The sequence below is a fragment of the Variovorax sp. 01N425 genome (assembly GCF_056399465.1).
Genome location: NZ_JBFTRJ010000022.1, coordinates 67,735 through 86,410, shown reverse-complemented (window position 1 = coordinate 86,410; position 18,676 = coordinate 67,735). Strand labels below are relative to the sequence as shown.

The 18,676-nt window shown below is 70.6% G+C and carries 17 protein-coding genes and 1 pseudogene; 11 read left to right on the top strand and 7 right to left on the bottom strand.

Annotation, left to right across the window (positions count from 1 at the left end):
• Both AC1DSC_RS29585 and AC1DSC_RS29580 read right to left on the bottom strand, forming a co-directional pair.
• Nucleotides 1-215: pseudogene (locus tag AC1DSC_RS29585) on the bottom strand (superoxide dismutase [Fe]); the annotation flags it as partial.
• 41 nt (nucleotides 216-256) lie between these two features.
• Nucleotides 257-925: a helix-turn-helix transcriptional regulator gene (locus tag AC1DSC_RS29580; protein WP_015867746.1), complete on the bottom strand. Its 669-nt coding sequence runs from the start codon at nucleotides 923-925 to the stop codon at nucleotides 257-259.
• Nucleotides 926-1,102: 177 nt separating this feature from the next.
• On the opposite strand from AC1DSC_RS29580, the gene AC1DSC_RS29575 reads away from it, so the two are divergent.
• From AC1DSC_RS29575 to kdpC, 5 genes are read left to right on the top strand one after another with little or no spacing between them, the layout of a single operon-like run.
• Nucleotides 1,103-1,228: a hypothetical protein gene (locus tag AC1DSC_RS29575; protein WP_018905140.1), complete on the top strand. Its 126-nt coding sequence runs from the start codon at nucleotides 1,103-1,105 to the stop codon at nucleotides 1,226-1,228.
• Nucleotides 1,225-1,323 (top strand): K(+)-transporting ATPase subunit F, encoded by a 99-nt coding sequence (gene kdpF / locus AC1DSC_RS29570; RefSeq protein WP_018905139.1) that lies wholly within the window; start codon nucleotides 1,225-1,227, stop codon nucleotides 1,321-1,323. The genes AC1DSC_RS29575 and kdpF overlap by 4 nt, the downstream gene beginning before the upstream one ends.
• Before the next feature lies 1 nt (nucleotide 1,324).
• Nucleotides 1,325-3,052: a potassium-transporting ATPase subunit KdpA gene (gene kdpA / locus AC1DSC_RS29565; RefSeq protein ID WP_062364170.1), complete on the top strand. Its 1,728-nt coding sequence runs from the start codon at nucleotides 1,325-1,327 to the stop codon at nucleotides 3,050-3,052.
• An 11-nt stretch (nucleotides 3,053-3,063) separates the two neighbouring features.
• Nucleotides 3,064-5,160: a potassium-transporting ATPase subunit KdpB gene (gene kdpB / locus AC1DSC_RS29560; protein ID WP_062364488.1), complete on the top strand. Its 2,097-nt coding sequence runs from the start codon at nucleotides 3,064-3,066 to the stop codon at nucleotides 5,158-5,160.
• Between the two features lie 13 nt (nucleotides 5,161-5,173).
• Nucleotides 5,174-5,755 (top strand): potassium-transporting ATPase subunit KdpC, encoded by a 582-nt coding sequence (gene kdpC, locus AC1DSC_RS29555; RefSeq protein WP_062364173.1) that lies wholly within the window; start codon nucleotides 5,174-5,176, stop codon nucleotides 5,753-5,755.
• Nucleotides 5,756-5,791: 36 nt separating this feature from the next.
• On the opposite strand, the gene AC1DSC_RS29550 is transcribed toward kdpC, so the two are convergent.
• Complete coding sequence (locus AC1DSC_RS29550; RefSeq protein WP_062364175.1) at nucleotides 5,792-7,165, bottom strand: MFS transporter; 1,374 nt, start codon at nucleotides 7,163-7,165, stop codon at nucleotides 5,792-5,794.
• A 129-nt stretch (nucleotides 7,166-7,294) separates the two neighbouring features.
• On the opposite strand from AC1DSC_RS29550, the gene AC1DSC_RS29545 reads away from it, so the two are divergent.
• Complete coding sequence (locus tag AC1DSC_RS29545; protein ID WP_436288189.1) at nucleotides 7,295-10,051, top strand: DUF4118 domain-containing protein; 2,757 nt, start codon at nucleotides 7,295-7,297, stop codon at nucleotides 10,049-10,051.
• A gap of 4 nt (nucleotides 10,052-10,055) precedes the next feature.
• Nucleotides 10,056-10,748 carry a two-component system response regulator KdpE gene (gene kdpE / locus AC1DSC_RS29540; protein ID WP_307593358.1) on the top strand — a complete coding sequence of 231 codons (693 nt, stop codon included), beginning with the start codon at nucleotides 10,056-10,058 and terminating at the stop codon, nucleotides 10,746-10,748.
• A gap of 148 nt (nucleotides 10,749-10,896) precedes the next feature.
• On the opposite strand, the gene AC1DSC_RS29535 is transcribed toward kdpE, so the two are convergent.
• From AC1DSC_RS29535 to AC1DSC_RS29520, 4 genes are all read right to left on the bottom strand, one after another.
• Nucleotides 10,897-12,027 (bottom strand): zinc-binding dehydrogenase, encoded by a 1,131-nt coding sequence (locus tag AC1DSC_RS29535; protein WP_062364181.1) that lies wholly within the window; start codon nucleotides 12,025-12,027, stop codon nucleotides 10,897-10,899.
• A 100-nt stretch (nucleotides 12,028-12,127) separates the two neighbouring features.
• Complete coding sequence (locus AC1DSC_RS29530; RefSeq protein WP_062364182.1) at nucleotides 12,128-12,706, bottom strand: dual specificity protein phosphatase family protein; 579 nt, start codon at nucleotides 12,704-12,706, stop codon at nucleotides 12,128-12,130.
• Nucleotides 12,703-13,194, bottom strand: coding sequence for a hypothetical protein (locus AC1DSC_RS29525; protein WP_062364184.1), 492 nt, complete (start codon nucleotides 13,192-13,194; stop codon nucleotides 12,703-12,705). Before AC1DSC_RS29525 ends, AC1DSC_RS29530 begins: the two co-directional genes overlap by 4 nt.
• Entirely contained in the window at nucleotides 13,191-14,330 is a 1,140-nt protein-coding gene (locus tag AC1DSC_RS29520) for an MGDG synthase family glycosyltransferase (protein WP_026284077.1), read from the bottom strand. Before AC1DSC_RS29520 ends, AC1DSC_RS29525 begins: the two co-directional genes overlap by 4 nt.
• 148 nt (nucleotides 14,331-14,478) lie before the next feature.
• On the opposite strand from AC1DSC_RS29520, the gene AC1DSC_RS29515 reads away from it, so the two are divergent.
• The 4 genes from AC1DSC_RS29515 (at nucleotide 14,479) to AC1DSC_RS29500 (ending at nucleotide 18,575) form a co-directional block, all read left to right on the top strand.
• Nucleotides 14,479-15,300: a pseudouridine synthase gene (locus AC1DSC_RS29515; protein WP_015867735.1), complete on the top strand. Its 822-nt coding sequence runs from the start codon at nucleotides 14,479-14,481 to the stop codon at nucleotides 15,298-15,300.
• Between the two features lie 10 nt (nucleotides 15,301-15,310).
• The gene (locus AC1DSC_RS29510; RefSeq protein ID WP_062364186.1) at nucleotides 15,311-16,432 is read left to right on the top strand and encodes a winged helix DNA-binding domain-containing protein; all 1,122 of its coding nucleotides are present in this window, start codon (nucleotides 15,311-15,313) and stop codon (nucleotides 16,430-16,432) included.
• Between the two features lie 86 nt (nucleotides 16,433-16,518).
• Nucleotides 16,519-17,175, top strand: coding sequence for a response regulator (locus AC1DSC_RS29505; protein WP_018905127.1), 657 nt, complete (start codon nucleotides 16,519-16,521; stop codon nucleotides 17,173-17,175).
• The gene (locus AC1DSC_RS29500) at nucleotides 17,172-18,575 is read left to right on the top strand and encodes a sensor histidine kinase (protein ID WP_062364187.1); all 1,404 of its coding nucleotides are present in this window, start codon (nucleotides 17,172-17,174) and stop codon (nucleotides 18,573-18,575) included. The genes AC1DSC_RS29505 and AC1DSC_RS29500 overlap by 4 nt, the downstream gene beginning before the upstream one ends.
• Nucleotides 18,576-18,676: the final 101 nt, after the last annotated feature.

Below are 18,676 nucleotides of genomic sequence, written 5' to 3'. Positions count from 1 at the left end.
CAGATCTGGGCGGCGTTGTTGTAGATGCCGCCGCTGGACTTCTTGACGATGTCCTCGAGAGGCATCGACTCGAACTCGGTGCCCTTTTGCAGGTTGTTGAGGTTCACCACGTAGGCATTGTGGTGCTTGCCGTAGTGGTACTCGAGGGTTTCCTTCGAGTACTCGGGTGCCAGCGCGTCGAGGGCGTAGGGCAGGGGCGGCAGGGTGTGTTCCATGGTGGGGTTTTCCTTTCGGGTTTAGAAGAAATCGAATCGGATCAAGGCGCGCTCTTCGGGCTCACCTGGTAGGCGCAGCGCCGCGCGCCGGCGAGCACATGCTCGACGCGGCTCACGCTCACGCCGGGGCCCAGCACTTCGTCGAAGAGCTGGAGCTCGCTGCGGCAAAAGCCGGTGCAGGCGCGCGCCGCGGTGCAGATGGGGCAATGGTTCTCGATGAAGAGGAAGCCGTCGCCCTCGGGCCGCAGCTCGGCCATGTAGCCCTCGCGGCTGCGGATTTCTGCCAGCCGCTCGAGCTTGTTCTTCAGGCTGCGCGCGCCGCGCATGGCCTCGCGGTAGTTGGTGCGCATGGCCTCCTCGCGCGCGCCGATGAGCCGGTCCATGCCCTTCTCGCCGAACACGCTGATGACGGCGCTGATCATCTGCACCGTCATCTCGGCATGCGTGTCTGGAAAGCGCGCGTGGCCGGCGCCGGTGAGGCGCCATATCTGTGTGGGCCTGCCGCGGCCCGCCGGGCGGCTCTCGGCATCGACCAGGCCCTCGGCCTGCAGCTTGGCCATCTGCTGGCGCACGGCCTCCACCGTGACGTCGAGCACCTTGGCGATGTCGGGAATGCCGAGCGCGCCACGGGTCTTGAGCGTGGACAGGATGCGGTCCGCCGGCTGGTGCGGCATCCAGCCGGGCTTGGCGTCGAGGGGGCGCGTGGTCATCCTTTTTTATTCAAAGAGCTTGCTTTGATTATCAAATGACAGCCGAGGTGTTGTCGAGCCCTTTGAAGAGGAGGGGACGCCTTTACGGTTTCTTTATGCGCCCCGGCCGACTCTGTTCCCCGTTTTTACGGGCGCCTGCCGAGACTCGAGTCCTTGTTTTCGCTTGAGGAGTGATGAATGGACTTCGTCTGGATGGGCGCCCTGCTGGCGCTGTGGGCCGTGGTGGCGGCCATGGCCTTGGGGCTGGACCGGCTCGGCGCGCCGAAGCACGCGGCGGCATCGGCAGAAGGGGATGCATCGTGATCGGCCTCGAAGCGCTCTATGGCTTCGGCGCGCTGGTGGCCGTGGTCCTGTTCGCGTACCTCGTGTTCGCGCTGATCTGTGCCGAGGAGTTCTGAAATGACTTCCTCCGCATGGGGCCTGTTGGCTCTTTTCCTGGCCGCACTGCTGGTGCTGGCCTGGCCCGTCGGCAAGTTCCTTGCCGCGCTGTGCAACGAGCGTGTGCCGCGCTGGATGCAGCGCATCGAGGCGCCGTTCTACAGGCTCGCCGGCACCAGGCCGGAGCAGTCGATGCACTGGCTGCGCTATGCCATCGCGCTGCTGGCCTTCAACGCCGTGGGCGCGGTCTTCGTCTATGCGCTGCAGCGCCTGCAGGGCTGGCTGCCGCTCAATCCCGCGGGCATGGGCGCCGTATCGCCCGACTCGGCCTTCAACACCGCGGTGAGCTTCGTCTCCAACACCAACTGGCAGGGCTATGCCGGCGAGTCGGCCATGAGCTATCTCACGCAGATGCTCGGGCTCGCGGTGCAGAACTTCTTCTCGGCCGCCACGGGCATTGCGGTGGCCTTCGCGCTGATACGCGGCTTCGCGCGGCGCGGCGACGGCAAGGCCAGGGGCCTGGTCGGCAACTTCTGGGCCGACCTCACGCGCATCACGCTCTGGGTGCTGGTGCCGCTGTCGTTCGTGCTCGCGGTGTTCTTCGTGAGCCAGGGCGTGATCCAGAACTTCGATGCCTACAAGACCGTGCAGACGGTCGAGGCCACGGCGGCGGGCGGGCAGACGCTCGCCATGGGTCCGGTGGCTTCGCAGGAAGCCATCAAGATGCTCGGCACCAACGGCGGCGGCTTCTTCAACGCCAACTCGGCGCACCCGTACGAGAACCCGAGCGCGCTCGCCAACCTGCTGCAGATGATCGCGGTCTTCCTGATCCCGGCGGCGCTGTGCTTCGCGTTCGGGCGCGTGGCGGGCGACCTGCGGCAGGGCTGGGCGGTGCTCGCGGCGATGACGGTGATGTTCGTGGCCGCGGTGATGGTCGTCATTCCCGCCGAGCAGGCCGGCAATCCGCTCCTCGGCGCGCTGGGCGTCGACCAGCTGCACGGCGCGCTGCAGAGCGGCGGCAACATGGAAGGCAAGGAGGTGCGCTTCGGCATCGATGCCTCGGCGCTGTTCGCCGCCGTCACCACCGCCGCCTCGTGCGGCGCGGTGATCGCGATGCACGACTCCTTCACACCGCTCGGCGGCATGGTGCCCATGGTGCTGATGCAGCTGGGCGAGGTGGTGTTCGGCGGCGTGGGCAGCGGGCTTTACGGCATGCTGATCTTCGCGATGCTCGCGGTGTTCATCGCGGGGCTGATGATCGGCCGCACGCCCGAGTACCTCGGCAAGAAGATCGAGGTGCGCGAGATGAAGCTGATCTCCATCGCCATCCTGGTCACGCCGGTGCTGGTGCTGGCCGGCACGGCGGTGGCGGTGCTGGCCGGCGCGGGCAAGGCCGGCATTGCGAACCCCGGCGCGCACGGCTTCTCCGAGATTCTTTACGCGCTGAGTTCGGCCGCCAACAACAACGGCAGTGCCTTCGCAGGCCTGTCGGCAAACACGCCGTTCTACAACGGGCTGCTCGGGCTTGCGATGTGGCTCGGCCGCTTCGCGGTGATCGTGCCGGTGCTGGCCATTGCCGGTTCGCTCGCGGCCAAGCAGCGCCTGCCGGTCACCGGCGGCACGCTGCCCACGCACGGGCCGCTGTTCGTCTCTTTGCTGATCGGCACGGTGCTGCTGGTCGGCCTTCTCAACTACGTGCCGGCGCTGGCCCTGGGGCCGGTGGTCGAACACCTCGTGCTCTGGAAATGAAGGAGCGCACCATGACCAACTCGAAGACCTCCCTTTCGCTGCTCGACGCGGCACTGGTGAAGCCCGCGCTGTGGGGCGCCTTCGCCAAGCTGGATCCGCGCACGCAGTGGCGCAATCCGGTGATGTTCATCGTCTACATCGGCAGCATCCTCACGACGCTGCTCTGGGTGCATTCGCTGAGCTTCCCCGGCGACACCGGCATGAAGCCCGCCTTCGTGCTGGCCATCACCGTCTGGCTGTGGTTCACCGTGCTGTTCGCGAACTTTGCCGAAGCCCTGGCCGAGGGCCGCAGCAAGGCGCAGGCCGCTTCGCTGCGCGGGCTGCGCAAGGATACCTGGGCCAAGAAGCTGCAGGAGCCGCGCTACGGCGGGCAGTGGCTTCCCGAGCAGGCGCCCAACCTGCGCAAGGGCGACGTGGTGCTGGTGGAAACGGGCGACGTGATCCCGCTCGACGGCGAAGTGATCGAAGGCGTGGCCTCGGTCGACGAGAGCGCCATCACCGGCGAATCGGCGCCCGTGGTGCGCGAGTCGGGCGGCGACTTCTCGGCCGTGACCGGCGGCACGCGCGTGCTGTCCGACTGGCTCGTGGTGCGCATCTCGGTGAACCCGGGCGAGTCGTTCCTCGACCGCATGATCGGCATGGTCGAGGCGGCCAAGCGCCACAAGACGCCCAACGAGATCGCGCTCACCATCCTCCTGGTGGCGCTCACGCTGGTGTTCCTGATGGTCACCGTCACGCTGCTGCCGTTCTCGGTGTTCAGCGTGGAGGCCGCGGGCGCAGGCACCGTGGTGTCGCTCACCGCGCTGGTGGCGCTCCTGGTGTGCCTGATCCCGACCACCATCGGCGGCCTGCTCTCGGCCGTGGGCGTGGCCGGCATGAGCCGCATGATGCAGGCCAACGTGATCGCGACCTCGGGCCGCGCGGTGGAAGCCGCCGGCGACGTCGACGTGCTGCTGCTCGACAAGACCGGCACCATCACGCACGGCAACCGCCAGGCGAGTGCCTTCCTGCCCGCACCCGGCGTGCCGAAGGGCCGCCTCGCGCGGGCCGCCATGCTCGCGTCGCTGGCCGACGAGACGCCCGAGGGCCGCAGCATCGTCGAACTCGCTCGCCGCGATGGCCTGGAGGCCGCATCTGTCGAGGGCGCGCGCTTCGTATCCTTCACGGCCCAGACCCGCATGAGCGGCGTCGACCTGCCGGCTGCACCGAACAGTCTCGACACCGACGCGGTGCTGCTGCGCAAGGGCGCCGTCGATGCGATCCGCCGGCATGTCGAATCGCTGGGCGGCAGCATGCCGGCCGAGGTGCTGCGCGCGTCCGAGGAAACGGCGCGCCGCGGCAGCACGCCGCTGGCCGTGGCCGAGGGCAACCGCGTGCTCGGCGTGGTCGAGCTCAAGGACATCGTCAAGACCGGCATCAAGGAGCGCTTTGCCGAACTGCGCCGCATGGGCATCAAGACCGTGATGATCACCGGCGACAACAAGCTCACCGCCGCGGCCATTGCGGCCGAGGCCGGCGTGGACGACTTCCTGGCCGAGGCCACGCCCGAGGACAAGCTCGCGCTGATCCGCCAGTACCAGTCCGAAGGCCGCCTGGTCGCGATGACCGGCGACGGCACCAACGACGCGCCCGCCCTCGCGCAGGCCGACGTGGCGGTGGCCATGGGCAGCGGCACGCAGGCCGCGAAGGAGGCCGGCAACATGGTCGACCTGGATTCGAATCCGACCAAGCTGCTCGAGGTGGTGGAGACCGGCAAGGCGCTCTTGATGACGCGCGGTTCGCTCACCACCTTCTCGATTGCCAACGACGTGGCGAAGTACTTCGCGATCATTCCGGCGATCTTCGTCTCGACCTATCCGCAGCTCGGCGCGCTCAATGTGATGCGGCTCGCGAGCCCGTCGTCGGCCATTCTGTCGGCGGTGATCTTCAACGCGCTCGTGATCGTGTTCCTGATTCCGCTCGCACTCAAGGGCGTGCGCTACCGGCCGGTGGGCGCGGCCGCGCTGCTGCGCCGCAACCTGGCCATCTACGGCCTCGGCGGCCTGCTCGTTCCCTTCATCGGCATCAAGCTGATCGACTGGCTGCTGGTCGCAGTCCATCTGGTCTGAGGAGTTCTTCACCATGAACAACGTCATTCGTCCCGCGCTCGTGCTCTTCGCGCTGCTGAGCGCGCTCACGGGCCTGGCCTATCCGCTGGCCGTCACCGGCGCCGCCAAGGCACTGTTCCCGTCGCAGGCGGCCGGCAGCCTGGTCGTGCAGGGCGGCACCACCGTGGGCTCCAGCCTCATCGGCCAGGACTTCGGCGATCCGAAGCACTTCTGGGGCCGGCCCTCGGCCACCGCGCCGCAGCCTTACAACGCGAGCGCTTCGGGCGGCTCGAACCTCGGGCCGCTCAACCCGGCGCTGGCCGATGCGGTCAAGCAGCGCATCGAGGCGCTGCGCGCCGCCGACCCGGGCAATGCCGCGGCCGTGCCGGTCGACCTGGTCACGGCCTCGGCCAGCGGGCTCGACCCCGACATCAGCCCCGCCGCCGCGCACTACCAGGCGGCGCGCGTGGCACGCATGCGCGGCGTGTCGGTCGAACAGATGAATGCGCTGGTCGCCAGCCATACGCAGGCGCCGCTCTGGGGCTGGCTGGGCGAGCCGCGCGTCAATGTGCTGGCGCTGAATCTCGCGCTCGATGCTTCGGCACCGGCACGCTGAGGAGGCAAAGCCATGGCCGCCGAGCCCCGCCGCAGTTCAACGCGGGCGAGCCGTGTGCCAGGCGAAAGCCGCGCAGCCGATCTGCATCGCCGCGCCGCAGAACATCGCCAGGCGCAACCCGCCGGGGCCGCCGTGCGCCGCGGCGTACACCGCGCCGAGCACCGCCACGCCGAGCGTCGCCCCCGCGATGCGCGCAACGTTGATGAGCGAAGCGGCCGTGCCCGAGCGCGCCGCATCCACGGCGCCGACGGCTTCGCCCATCAGCGGCCCGGTCGCCAGGCCCATGCCCAGCCCGGTGAGCATCAGCCCGAGCTCGGCCGGCACGATGGAGGCGCGCTGCGCGCCCAGGCCGATCAGCAGCAGCCCGCAGCCGATCACCGCCACCCCGCCGCAAGTCAGGGCGCGCGGCCCCAGCCACCCGGCCAGCCGGCCGCTGAACGGAGAGACCGCCACGAACACCAGCGACATCGGAATCAGCGCGAGGCCGGCGTGCGCGGCATCGAGCATGCCGGTGCCCTGCCAGGTCAGCGGCAGCAGGAACAGCGCGCCGTACATGCCGAAGGTCATGCCGATGGTGGCGGCCATCGCGCCGCGGAACGCCGGCACCCCGAAGATGTCGAGCGGCACCAGCGCGGCGGCGCCCTTGCCGCGCTCGATGCGCACGAACAGCACGAAGGCGGCTGCGGCCGCCACCCACGCGGCGGCGGCGAGCCGCGGTGCATCGTGCGACTGGATGGCCGCAAAGGCCAGGCCGCCGAGCGCCAGGGCGCCGAAGGCCTGGGCCATGGCGTCGAAGCTGCGGTCTTCGGGGTCCGACGACTCGGCAATGGACGGCAGCGCCAGCACCAGCGCGGCAAGGCCCAGCGGAATCACCGCGAGAAAGATGCTGCGCCAGCCGAAGTGGCGGATCAGCACGCCGCCCAGCGGTGCGCCGATGGCCATCGCGAGCCCGTTGCATGCCGCCCAGATCCCGAGCGCCCGGCCGCGCTCCGCGCTGTCCTGCCAGGTCACGCGGATGATCGCGAGCGATGCGGGCATCAGCAGCGCCGCACCCAGGCCCGCGAGCGCCCGCCCGGCGACCAGCAGCCAGACCGAAGTCGCCATGGCGCACAGCAGGGATGCGCCCGTGAAAACCGCCGCGCCCATCATGAAGATGCGGCGCCGGCCGTAGAGGTCGGCCAGCAGGCCGCCGGTGAGCAGCAGCACCGCGTAGACCAGGTTGTAGCTGTCGAGCACCCACTGCAGCGCGATGACGCTCGCCGAGAAATATTCGCCGATGGGGCGTGTGCCGAGGTTGACTACCGCCATGTCGATCTGTGCGACCAGCACGGCAAGGCACAGCGTGATGAGCGCCAGGCCCTGGCGCTTGCCGGCGGCGCGTGCCGGGCTGAAGAGAGAGGCCATGTTCATGGGGCGCAGCTTCCGGGTTGCAACGTGGTTCATTCTGGGGACGCCGCAGATTCGATGCTTCGCCCCCGGCCGAATCGTTCGGTGCGCGGCTGGCATGCGTGTCGGACGATGCGCTAACCTGCGTGGCCGATGAGCGACATTCCCCGCCCCGACCCCGACGCATTGCTCGCGCAACTGCGCAGCGACGAGGCGCGTGCGCTGCGCGGCAAGCTGCGCATCTACTTCGGCGCCAGCGCCGGCGTCGGCAAGACCTGGGCCATGCTGAGCGCCGCGCAGCGCGAGCGTGCCGCGGGGCGCGACGTGCTGGTCGGCGTGGCCGAGACCCATGGCCGCAGCGAAACTGCCGCGCTGCTCGCGGGGCTCGAGCTGCTGCCGCTGCGCGAGGTGGACCACCGTGGCCGCAGGCTCGCCGAGTTCGATCTGGATGCCGCCCTCGCGCGCAGGCCCGCCGTGCTGCTGGTCGATGAACTGGCCCACACCAATGCGCCCGGCTCGCGCCACGCCAAGCGCTGGCAGGACGTTCAGGAGCTGCTGGCCGCGGGCATCGAGGTGTGGTCGGCGCTCAACGTGCAGCATCTGGAAAGCCTCAACGGCACGGTCGGCGCCATCACCGGCGTGCGGGTGCACGAGACCGTGCCCGACACCGTGCTCGACGAAGCCGACGAGGTGGTGCTGGTCGACGTCACGCCCGACGAACTCGCGGCGCGGCTTGCGGCCGGCAAGGTCTACCTTCCGCAGCAGGCCGAGCGCGCTGCGCAGAATTTCTTCCGCAAGGGCAACCTGATCGCGCTGCGCGAGATTGCGCTGCGCCGCACCGCCGAGCATGTGGAAGACGACGTGCGCGGCTGGCGCGTCGAGCAGTCGGGCGCGGCCGGGCGCAACGCAAAGGACGGGCAGGGCGGCGAACTGCAGGCTTGGAACACCTCGGGCGCGATCCTCGCGTGCGTCGGGCCGCACGAGGGCGACGCGCAGACGGTGCGCACCGCGGCGCGGCTCGCGGGCCAGCTCAACGTGCGCTGGCATGCGGCATACGTCGAGACGCCGCGGCTGCAGCGGCTCGCCGCCGAGGAGCGCGACCGCATCCTCGCGGTGCTCAAGCTGGCCGAGGAACTGGGCGCGGCCACCGCGGTGCTCACCGGTTCCGACGTGGCCGAGCAACTGGCCGACGAGGCGCGGCGGCTCAACTGCGCCACGCTGGTGCTGGGGCGCCCGGAGCCGCCCACCGGCTGGCGCCGCTGGTGGCCCGCCGTGCCGCTGCCGCGCGCGCTGGCCCGGCGCGCGCCTGCGCTCGACATCATGGAAGTCGGCCGCGCCGACAGTTCGCGCCGCCTGGCGCGTGCGCCCATCGCCGCCACGCGCGCCGATGACGACGACCACGAGAAGGCACCCGTCCACTGGCCGGGCTACGCCTGGGCCACGGCTGCGAGCATCGCGCTCACGCTGCTGTGCACGCCGCTGGCCCATGTGCTGGAGCTGTCCAACATCGTGATGCTGTTCATGCTGGGCGTGGTCGGCGTGGCCATGCGCTTCGGCCGCGGGCCCTCGGCGCTCGCGGCGCTGCTCAACGTGGCGGCGTTCGACTATTTCTTCGTGCCGCCGCGCCTGTCGTTCGCGGTGAGCGACGTGCAGTACGTGCTGACCTTCGCGATCATGCTTGGCGTGGGCCTGCTCGTGGGTCAGCTGATGGCGGGGCTGCGCTTTGCGGCCGGCGTGTCGACCAGCCGCGAGCGGCGTGCGCGCTCGCTGTTCGAGCTCACGCGCGAACTCTCGGCCGCGCTCGAAAGCACGCAGGTGGTGGCGCTGGGCGCCGCCGCGGTGCAGGGGCACTTCGGCGGCCAGGCGCTGGTGCTGGTCACCGACGCGGCCGACCAGCTCGTGCTGCCCAAGAGCCCGCCCGAAGGCTTCGATGCGCAGGTGGCCGACTGGGCCTTCCGCCACGGCCAACCCGCCGGCCTGGCCACCGCCACGCTGGCGGCGCAGCCCTGGCACTACGTGCCGCTGCAGGCGCCGATGCGCGTGCGCGGCGTGCTCGCGCTGTCGCCGGCGCAGCCGCGCTGGCTGCTGATCCCGGAGCAGGCGCAGCAGCTCGACACGCTGGCCCGGCAGATCGCGATTGCGCTGGAGCGCGTGCACTATGTGGAGGTGGCGCAGCAGGCGGTGGTCGAGATGGAATCGGAGCGCCTGCGCAATGCGCTGCTCGGCGCCATCTCGCACGACGTGCGCACGCCGCTTACCGCTTTGATCGCGCTGGCCGAATCGCTGCAGACGCTGCCGCCCGAAGCGCACGCCGAGGCGGCGCGCGCCATCGTCGCGCAGGCGCACGAGCTGCATGCGCTGGTCAACAACCTGCTCGACATGGCGCGGCTCGAAAGCGGCCTTGCGGGCGGCGCGGTGAACCTGCGGCGCGACTGGCAGTCGGTGGAAGAGGTGGTCGGCTCGGCCATCCGCGCGGCGCGCCCCGCGCTCGGCCCTACCGTGGTGCAGACCGCGCTCGAGCCCGGGCTTCCGCTGGTCGAGTTCGATGCCGTGCTGATCGAGCGCGTGCTGGTCAACCTGATCGAGAACGCCACCAAGTACGGCGCGCCGCCCATCGTGGTCGGCGCGCGGGCCGAGCCCGGCATGCTGAGGCTCACGGTGCGCGACCACGGCTCGGGCCTGCCCGCCGCCCTCCTGGGCCGCGAGCAGAAGCTGTTCGACAAGTTCACGCGCGGCCAAACCGAATCGGCCACGCCGGGCGTGGGCCTGGGCCTGGCGATCTGCCGCGCCGTGGTGAGCGCGCACGGCGGCGAGATTGCCGCGGCCAATGCGCAGGGCGGCGGTGCAGAATTCACGGTCACCCTGCCGCGCCGGGAGCCACCGGAAACTGCCGAAGAAGCCCAACCCTGAACCCATGCCATCGCCCACCGCCATCGTGATCGAGGACGAGCCGCAGATCCGGCGCTTCGTGCGCGGCGCGCTCGAGGCCGAGGGCTGGCTGGTGCACGAGGCCGGCACGCTGCGCGACGGCCTGGCGGCGGCCGGCACGCGCCAGCCCGACCTGCTGGTGCTCGACCTCGGCCTGCCCGATGGCGATGGCGTGTCGCTGATCCGCGATGTGCGCGGCTGGTCGGCCGTGCCGATCATCGTGCTGTCCGCGCGCAGCGACGAGGCCGACAAGATCGCCGCGCTCGACGCCGGCGCCGACGACTACCTGACCAAGCCCTTCGGCACCGGCGAGCTGCTCGCGCGCGTGCGCGCCAACCTGCGCCGGCCACGCGCGGCGGGCGGCGACGAAGCGGCAGAAGCGGTGTTCCGCTTCGGCGAGGTCGAGCTGGACCGCGCCGCGCGCATCGTGCGCCGGGCCGGCGCCGAAGTGCATCTGACGCCGACCGAGTACCGGTTGCTGTCAGTGCTCGTCGCCAACGCCGGCCGCGTGCTCACGCAGCGCCAGCTGCTGCGCGAGGTGTGGGGGCCGTCGCATACGGACCAGAGCCACTATCTGCGCATCTACATGGGGCATCTGCGGCAGAAGCTGGAAGCGGATCCGGCGCAGCCGCGGCATTTGTTGACTGAGACTGCGGTGGGGTATCGGCTGGTGGTTTAGCCTTGCGGGCGCCGCGCTTTGTTGGGGGCACAGAGCCCTCACCCTAGCCCTCTCCCGGAGGGAGAGGGGACAAGACCGAATGCATGGCGTCAGGCTGTGTGTTGCTCCCTCTCCCTCCGGGAGAGGGCTGGGGTGAGGGCAACGGCACTTACGCCGCCACACCCTTGTTCGGATTCAACAAGAACTTCTCCCCCGTCGCCTGCTTCCCATACACGCCGATCGCATCGAGCTGCAGCGCCTCGAGCAACGAAACCTCCCGCGTGTAGTGACTCGCAAACGTGGTCTTCAACTCCGCAACGACCCGCGCCTTCAGGCGCTGCACGCCTTCATCCCCGAGCTTCTGCAGGAACGGAAACAGCAGCCACCCGCCCATGCCCCACGCCATGCCGAAGTTGCGCACGAACTCCGTCGGCGAGCGGTCCAGGCCGCCATAGATGTAGACCTGCTTGTGCGTGGTCGAGCCGTAGCGGCTGTATTCCTTGGCGGTTCTGTTGAGTGCCGCTTCCATGCAGCCGAGGATCTGGCCCGCGAGCTTGCCGCCGCCCGTGGCGTCGAAGGCCAGCGTGGCGCCGGTCTCGACCAGCGCCTGCGTCAGGTCTTCGAGGAAGGTGGGCGAGCTCGTGCTGCACACGTACTTTGCTCCGATGCCGCGCAGCAGCGCCTCCTGCTCGGGCTTGCGCACGATGTTGACCAGCGCGATGCCGTCCTTCTGGCAGATCTTGTTGAGCATCTGGCCCAGGTTGGATGCCGCGGCCGTGTGCACCAGCGCCTTGTGGCCTTCGCGCCGCATCGTCTCGACCATGCCGAGCGAAGTGAGCGGGTTCACGAAGCACGATGCGCCTTCGGCCGGCGCCGTGCCCGCGGGCAGCTCCAGGCACTGGGCCGCGGCCACCGCGCGGTACTGCGAATACATCGCGCCGCCGATCGCGGCCACCGTCTTGCCCAGCAGCGCCTGCGCCGCGGGCGACGAACCGGCCTTGACCACCACGCCGGCGCCTTCGTTGCCGACCGGCATCGATTGGTCGAGCCGCCCGGCCATCGCCGGCATGGCGCGCTCGGGCACCGTGGCTGTGACGATCGGCCGCTCGGGCGTGCCGGAAACCTTGGCGGTGCCCATGTCGGCCGCGCCGAACAGCAGGCCCAGGTCCGACGGATTCATCGGCGAGGCCTCGATGCGGATCACGACTTCGTGTGCCTGGGGTTCGAGAATCGGCTCGTCGTGCAGCGAGAGTTCGAGTTCGCCGTTCGCGCGGACGAGGGAGCGCAGTTGCAGTGCCATGGATGAGCCCCTTGTGCCTCGTGGAAGAGGCGAGTTCGAAGGTGGCCCAGGGCCACGGGGCGGCCAGTATAGGAGCGGTGCGCGAAAGCTGCAGACGCCTTCAGGACACGGCAGGAACCGCCGGCGCATGGGCCAGCGCATGGCCCATCTTCTGTGCATCGAAGCGCTCGATGTAGCGCGGGATGTTGCGCCACAGCGTGTGGTAGCCGTAGCCGCCGCGCAACATCTCCTGGCGCGCGCTTTCCTTGTCCCAGCCCTGCACCGCCATGCGGTAGGCCGCCGCGACCACGCCGGTGCGGTCGGCGCCGTGCATGCAGTGGATCAGCACCGGCCCCTGCTTCTCGGCCTCGCGGATGGCCACCAGCGCGCGCAGCACCTTGGCATCGTCGATCGACCAGGTGTTGATCGGCACGCGCACCAGGCGGATGCCGCTGCCCGCGAACACCTTCCGGTCGTCGTTGAAGGAGCGCAGGCTCACGATGGTGCGGATGCCCAGCGCCTTCAGCGCCGCCACGTTGGCGATGCGCGGCTGCGCGCTGCGGTACAGCGTGGGCGTGATGCGGTGCAGGTTCTCGATGCCGAGCGTGTCGAGCGGATCGGCCCAGTGCCCGGGGCGCGGCGCGGCGTGCGCCGCGGCGGCCTCGCTGCCGTTCCTGCGCTTGTGCTTCCTTGCGCTCATTTCGCGCGCCGCCAGTGCCGCGCCACCAGGATCAGCAGGGCCACTGCCAGCCCGCCCCAGTAGTCGACCGGCGCGCCCCAGATCCAGTGCTTGTGCCAGAACGCATCCACCGCATTGAAGCGGGCCCAGCCGAAGGCCGGGTTGATGATGAACCAGAGAAAGTCTTCGCAGACCCAGAACACGATCAGGCCCGCCACGGCCAGCCCTGCGTCGCGCCAGGTCCAGCGTCCGTTGAAGGCCAGAGGCGCAAAGAAGACCAGCACCATGAAGGTGAAGACCCAGGCATGGTAGCCCGTCATGGCGCGCCCGCCCCAGAAGATGTCGAGCCAGATGCTGTTCTCGATGCGCCAGGTGGGCAGCGAGGTGGCCCAGCCGGCGCCGCCTTCGATCTGGATCTCGGCGTTGGCAAAGAAGAACGCCATCACCACCACCCACGCGAGGTAGCCGAGCGTGCGGGCCACGCCCGTCTTCTCCACGGCGCCCGTCATGCGGCTTCGCCCAGCACGTGGCGCAGCACCGCGGCCGCCGCGCGCGGCTTGCCGAGCGCGCGGCTGCGCTGGGCCATGGATGCGAGCTTGGCGGGGTCGGCCATCAGGCGCGCCACCTTGTAGTCGAGGCCGATGGCGTCGTAGGCGAGCCAGCCCGCGCCTTCTTCCATCAGGAAGCCGGCGTTGTGTTCTTCCTGCCCTGGAATCGGCGAGATCAGCAGCATCGGCTTGCCGAGCGCCAGGCACTCCGACACCGTGAGCCCGCCCGGCTTGGTCACGACCAGGTCGGCCGCGGCCATGAGCTTGTGCATCTCGTTGGTGAAGCCGATGGCCACCACGCGCCCCGGATGGCGGGCGGCCAGGGCCTGCAGCTTGCCGTGGGCCTCGGCGTTGCGGCCGGCCACGGCAATCACCTGCAGGCCGCTGTCGCCGCCGAGCGAGAGCACGCGCTCGACCATGCTCGCCAGGTCGCCGACGCCCGCGCCGCCCGAGGCCATCAGCAGCACCGGCCGCGCGGGATCGAGGCCGAGCGCCGCGGCGCAGGCATGGCGCGCGAGCGCCGGCGCATCGGGTTCGGAGAAAGCCGGCATCACCGGAATGCCCGTCACGTGGATGCGCCCTTCGGGAATGCCGCGCGCGCGCAGCCTGAAGGCCACTTCCTCCGTCGCGGCCAGGTAGCCCGCCATGCCCGGCACCAGCCACATGTTGTGCAGGTCGTAGTCGGTGATCTGCAGCCACACCGGGTAGTCGATGCGGCCGCGGTTGCGCTCGCGCATCAGCAGCTCGGCGGGCAGGAAATGGGTGCAGATCACGGCGTCGGGCTTTTCGCGGCGGATCTCGCGCACGAGGGCGCCGGTGCTCAGCCGTTCGATGCCGCGGCGCAGGCGCTGCGAAGGCGCATGGTGCGGCGTGGCATCGGTGCGCTGGTGCAGGTAGGACCACAGCTCGGGCGCGCGGTTCACGAGCTGGATGTACCAGTCGGTGTAGACCTTGCGGAAACCGCCGGCCACATGGGCCATGGCATCGATGTGGACCGCCGTGTGCGGCGGGGTCGATTGCACCGCGGCTTCGAGGGCTTGTGCTGCGCGCACGTGGCCGTTGCCGGCGCTCACGCTGAGGATCAGGATTTTGGTCATGCGGGTGGAGGCCGCCGGCGGGCCATTGGCGCGCATTATCCCCATGCATTGCGACACATCCCGCGGGCGGCCGCCATCGGCGAAAATGCGGCTGCGCACCGCTCCACCGGGCGTGACCCGCCTGCCCCCAAACCGACCGCGCCCCCGCATGACCGACGCCCCCGCCCCGATCCGCCTCAACAAACGCATGGCCGAGCTCGGCCTCTGCTCGCGCCGCGAGGCCGACGAATGGATCGCCAACGGCTGGGTGAAGGTGAACGGCAAGCCGGCCGAAATGGGCGTGAAGGTCACGCCGTCCGACCGCATCGAGGTCGACAAGGCCGCCAAGGGCCAGCAGGCGAACCAGGTCACCATCCTCATCAACAAGCCCATCGGCTACGTGAGCGGCCAGGCCGAAGACGGCCATGAGCCCGCGGTGACGCTCTTCACGCCGCAGAACCGCTGGGCCGAGGACAACGCGCGCTTCTTCTTCAGTCCGCAGCAGCTGCGCGGCCTGGCGCCCTGCGGGCGGCTCGACATCGATTCGATCGGCCTGCTGGTGATGACGCAGGACGGGCGCATCGCGCGCCAGCTGATCGGCGAAGACTCGGTGATGGAGAAGGAGTACCTGGTGCGCGTGGCCTACCACGGCCTGGGCCAGCCCGCGCCCACCGGGCAGCTGGTGCGCATGGACGACGACGACCCCGTCACCACCAATGTGCAGGCGGTCTTTCCGCCCGCGATGCTCGCCAGGCTGCGCCACGGCCTGAGCCTCGACGGCCAGCCGCTCAAGCCGGCGCGGGTCGAATGGCAGAACCCCGAGCAATTGCGCTTCGTGCTCACCGAGGGCAAGAAGCGCCAGATCCGCCGCATGTGCGAGCTGGTCGGCCTGAAGGTGGTGGGCCTGAAGCGCGTGCGCATCGGCAAGGTGATGCTCGGCAACCTGCCTGTGGGGCAGTGGCGCTACCTCGGCCCGCACGAGAAGTTCTGAGCCGCCGCCGATGGCCGTGGTGCTGAGCCAGCGCGCACTGAACCGGGCCACGCTGGCGCGGCAGATGCTGCTGGAGCGGCGCAAGGCGGCTCCCGCGCAGGCCATCGAAAAGCTCGCGGGCCTGCAGGCGCAGGCGCCCAACCCACCCTACATCGGCCTGTGGAGCCGGCTCGAAGGCTTTCGCCGCGAGCAGCTGACCGAAGCCCTGAAGCAGCGCCGCGTCGTGCGCATGTCGGCGATGCGCGCGACCCTGCACCTGATGGCTGCATCGGATGCACTGGCCTGGCGGCCGCTGCTCGAGCCCGTGCATCAGCGCGGATTGAAGGGCAGCAGCCATGCGCGGGCGCTCGAAGGCATCGATCGCGCGGCGGTGGTGGAGGCGGGCCTCGCGCTGCTGCGCGAAGCGCCGCTCACCAGCGCCGAACTCGGCCAGGCCCTGGCGGCGCGCTTTGAAGACCGCGAGCCCGCCTCGCTCGCCGCACTCATTCGCAACAGCGTGCCGCTGGTGCACCTGCCGCCCGCGGGCAGCTGGAACGCGCACCAGAGCGCACGGCTGCAGCCCATCGCGCAGTGGCTCGGCGAACCCGCCGCCGACATCGCGCCGGCCACGCAGGACGCGCTGCTGCTGCGCTACCTCGCGGCCTTCGGCCCCGCCACGCTGGCCGATGCGGGCGCATGGTCGGGCCTCACGGGCTGGAGGGCCGTGGCCGAGCGCCTGCGGCCGCAGCTGCGCAGCTTCATCGGCGAACAGGGGCAGGAGCTGTTCGACCTGCCGCGCGCGCCGCGTCCCGACCCGGGCACACCCGCGCCGCCGCGCCTGGTCGCCGAATGGGACAACCTGCTGCTCTCGCACGCCGACCGCAGCCGCGTGATGAGCGAGGCGCACCGCGCGCGCGTGTTCACCGCCAACGGCATCGTGCGCGGCACGGTGCTGCTCGATGGTTTCGTCGCGGGCGTCTGGAAGATCGAGCGCGCGGCGAAGAACAACGCGGCCGCGGTGGTGCTGGAGCCCTTCACGCGCTGGCCGAAGGCCGGCCGGCTCGGCGTGGAGGAAGAGGCCCTGCGCCTGCTGGCCTTTGCGGCGGATGGCGAGGGCGGGCGGCACGAGGTCCGCGTGCTAAGCCCCGCCTAAGACTCCGCTCCTACGCTGCGCCACGGCGCAGGGCACTACCGGTCATCCCGACCGCGTGCTACCTTGCCGCCCAAGGAGTCGACGCGATGCGAGTGCTGCTGGTGGAAGACGACGAGATGATCGGGCGCAGCCTGAAGCAGGCGCTCGAGGGCGCGGGCTGGTCGGCCGACTGGGTGCGCGACGGCGAACTCGCGCAAAGCGCGCTCGGCGACGGCGGCTACACCTGCGTGCTGCTCGACCTGGGCCTGCCGCGGCAGGACGGCACCGAGGTGCTGCGCCGCGCGCGCGAACGCGGCGACGCCACGCCGGTGCTGGTGCTCACCGCGCGCGACGGCCTGGACGACCGCATCCACAGCCTCGACCTGGGCGCCGACGACTATCTGCTCAAGCCCTTCGAATTCCGCGAGCTGCTCGCGCGCATGCGGGCCGTGGTGCGCCGTCGCGACGGCGCCGCGCATTCGCTGATCGGCGGCAGCACGATGCAGCTGGACCTCACCACGCGCGAGGTGCTGGTCGATGGCGTGCGCGAGGCGCTCACCGCACGCGAGTTCGCGCTGCTGCACGCCCTGCTCGAGCGGCCCGGCGCCATCCTCTCGCGCGAGCAGCTCGAGAACCGCATCTACGGCTGGGGCGAGGAAGTGACCAGCAACGCCATCGACGTGCTGATCCACGGCATGCGCCGCAAGCTCGGCGCGGAATCGATCCGCAACGTGCGCGGGCTCGGCTGGCGCGTGGCGGCATGAGCGCAGTGCCGGGCCGCTGGTGGCGCCCGCGCTCGCTGCGCACGCAGCTCCTGTTCTGGCTCGTCACGCTGCACCTGGTGGCGGCCGCGCTCACGGCGTGGTTCACCTTCGTGGCCTACGGCGACCTGGTGCACAACGCGCTCGACGAGCAGATGCGGCTGGTGGCCGATTCCTATGCGGGCAGCGATCCGCCGCGCACGCCGCGCCCGCTCGACGGCAACGCCGCGCTCGTGCGCGGCGCCTTCGTGGTGCAGCTCTGGAGCGCCGACGGCCGCACGCTGCGCGCAAGCTCGTGGCCGCCGCTGGCGGTGGTGCCGCTGCAGCCGCAGCCGGGTTTCAGTGATGCGAGCGCCGATGCGCCCGCGCCCTCACGCTGGCGCGTGTTCACGGCCGAGGCCGGGCCGCGCGCCGACCAGCCGCGCGTGCAGGTGCTGCAGAACGAGGACTACCGCCGGCGCCGCGCCCTGCGCCGTGCGCTGCTCGAAGGCCTGCCCATCGCGCTGCTGCTGCCGCTGGCCTTGCTGATCCTCTGGCTCATCGTGTCGGCGGCTTCGCGCTCGCTGCGCGCGGTGGCGCGCGACGTGGCCTCGCAGGACGAGCGCCGCCCCACCGAGCTGTCGCTGGCGCGCGTGCCGGACGAGATCGCGCCGCTGGTGCAGGCCTTCAACCAGCTGCTGTCGCGCATGCGCAGTGCCTTCGCCACGCAGCGCCGCTTCGTGCAGGACGCGGCCCACGAGCTGCGCACGCCGATGGCCGCGATCGGCCTGCAGATCGAGAACCTGCGCGCGCACGTGCCCGCGGGCGAAGCCACCGAGCGCTTCAACCAGCTGGAAGCCGGCGTCACGCGCGCGCAGCACCTCATCGAGCAGCTGCTGAGCCTCTCGCGGCAGGACGCGCCGGGGCGTCCCATGCCGGGCGAGCCGGTCGACATCGAAACCCTGCTGCGCGAGAGCGTGAGCCAGCTGATGGTGCTGGCCGATGCGCGGCGCGTGGACATCGGCTTCGAGGGCTCGATCGCGCCCGTGGTGCAGGCGCCGGCCGCCGAGCTGCGCAGCGTGTTCGACAACCTGATCGACAACGCGCTGCGCTATGCGCCCGAAGGCGGCGTGGTCGACGTGCGGCTGCACGAGGTCGACGGCCATGCGGTGGTCGATGTGCTCGACAACGGCCCGGGCATTCCGGCCTCGGCCATCGGCCGCGTGTTCGACCGCTTCTTTCGCGTGCCGGGTGCGCCGGCGGGCGGCAGCGGCCTCGGGCTGGCGATTGCGCGCACCGCGGCCGAGCGGCACGGCCTGCGCATCGAGCTGCGCAACCGCGATGAAGCAGAAGAGGGCGGCAGTCCGGGGCTGCTGGCACGGGTGCACCTGCCTGCGGCATCAATGCCGCTCACGCCAGGCTAATTTCCTGCTCACGGCCCGCTCAGCCGGGCTGCCTAGAGTGCATGCAGGCCCTGCCACGCGCAGTTCGCGCGCTGGCACGCGGCCGGAGACAAACCCTCAGG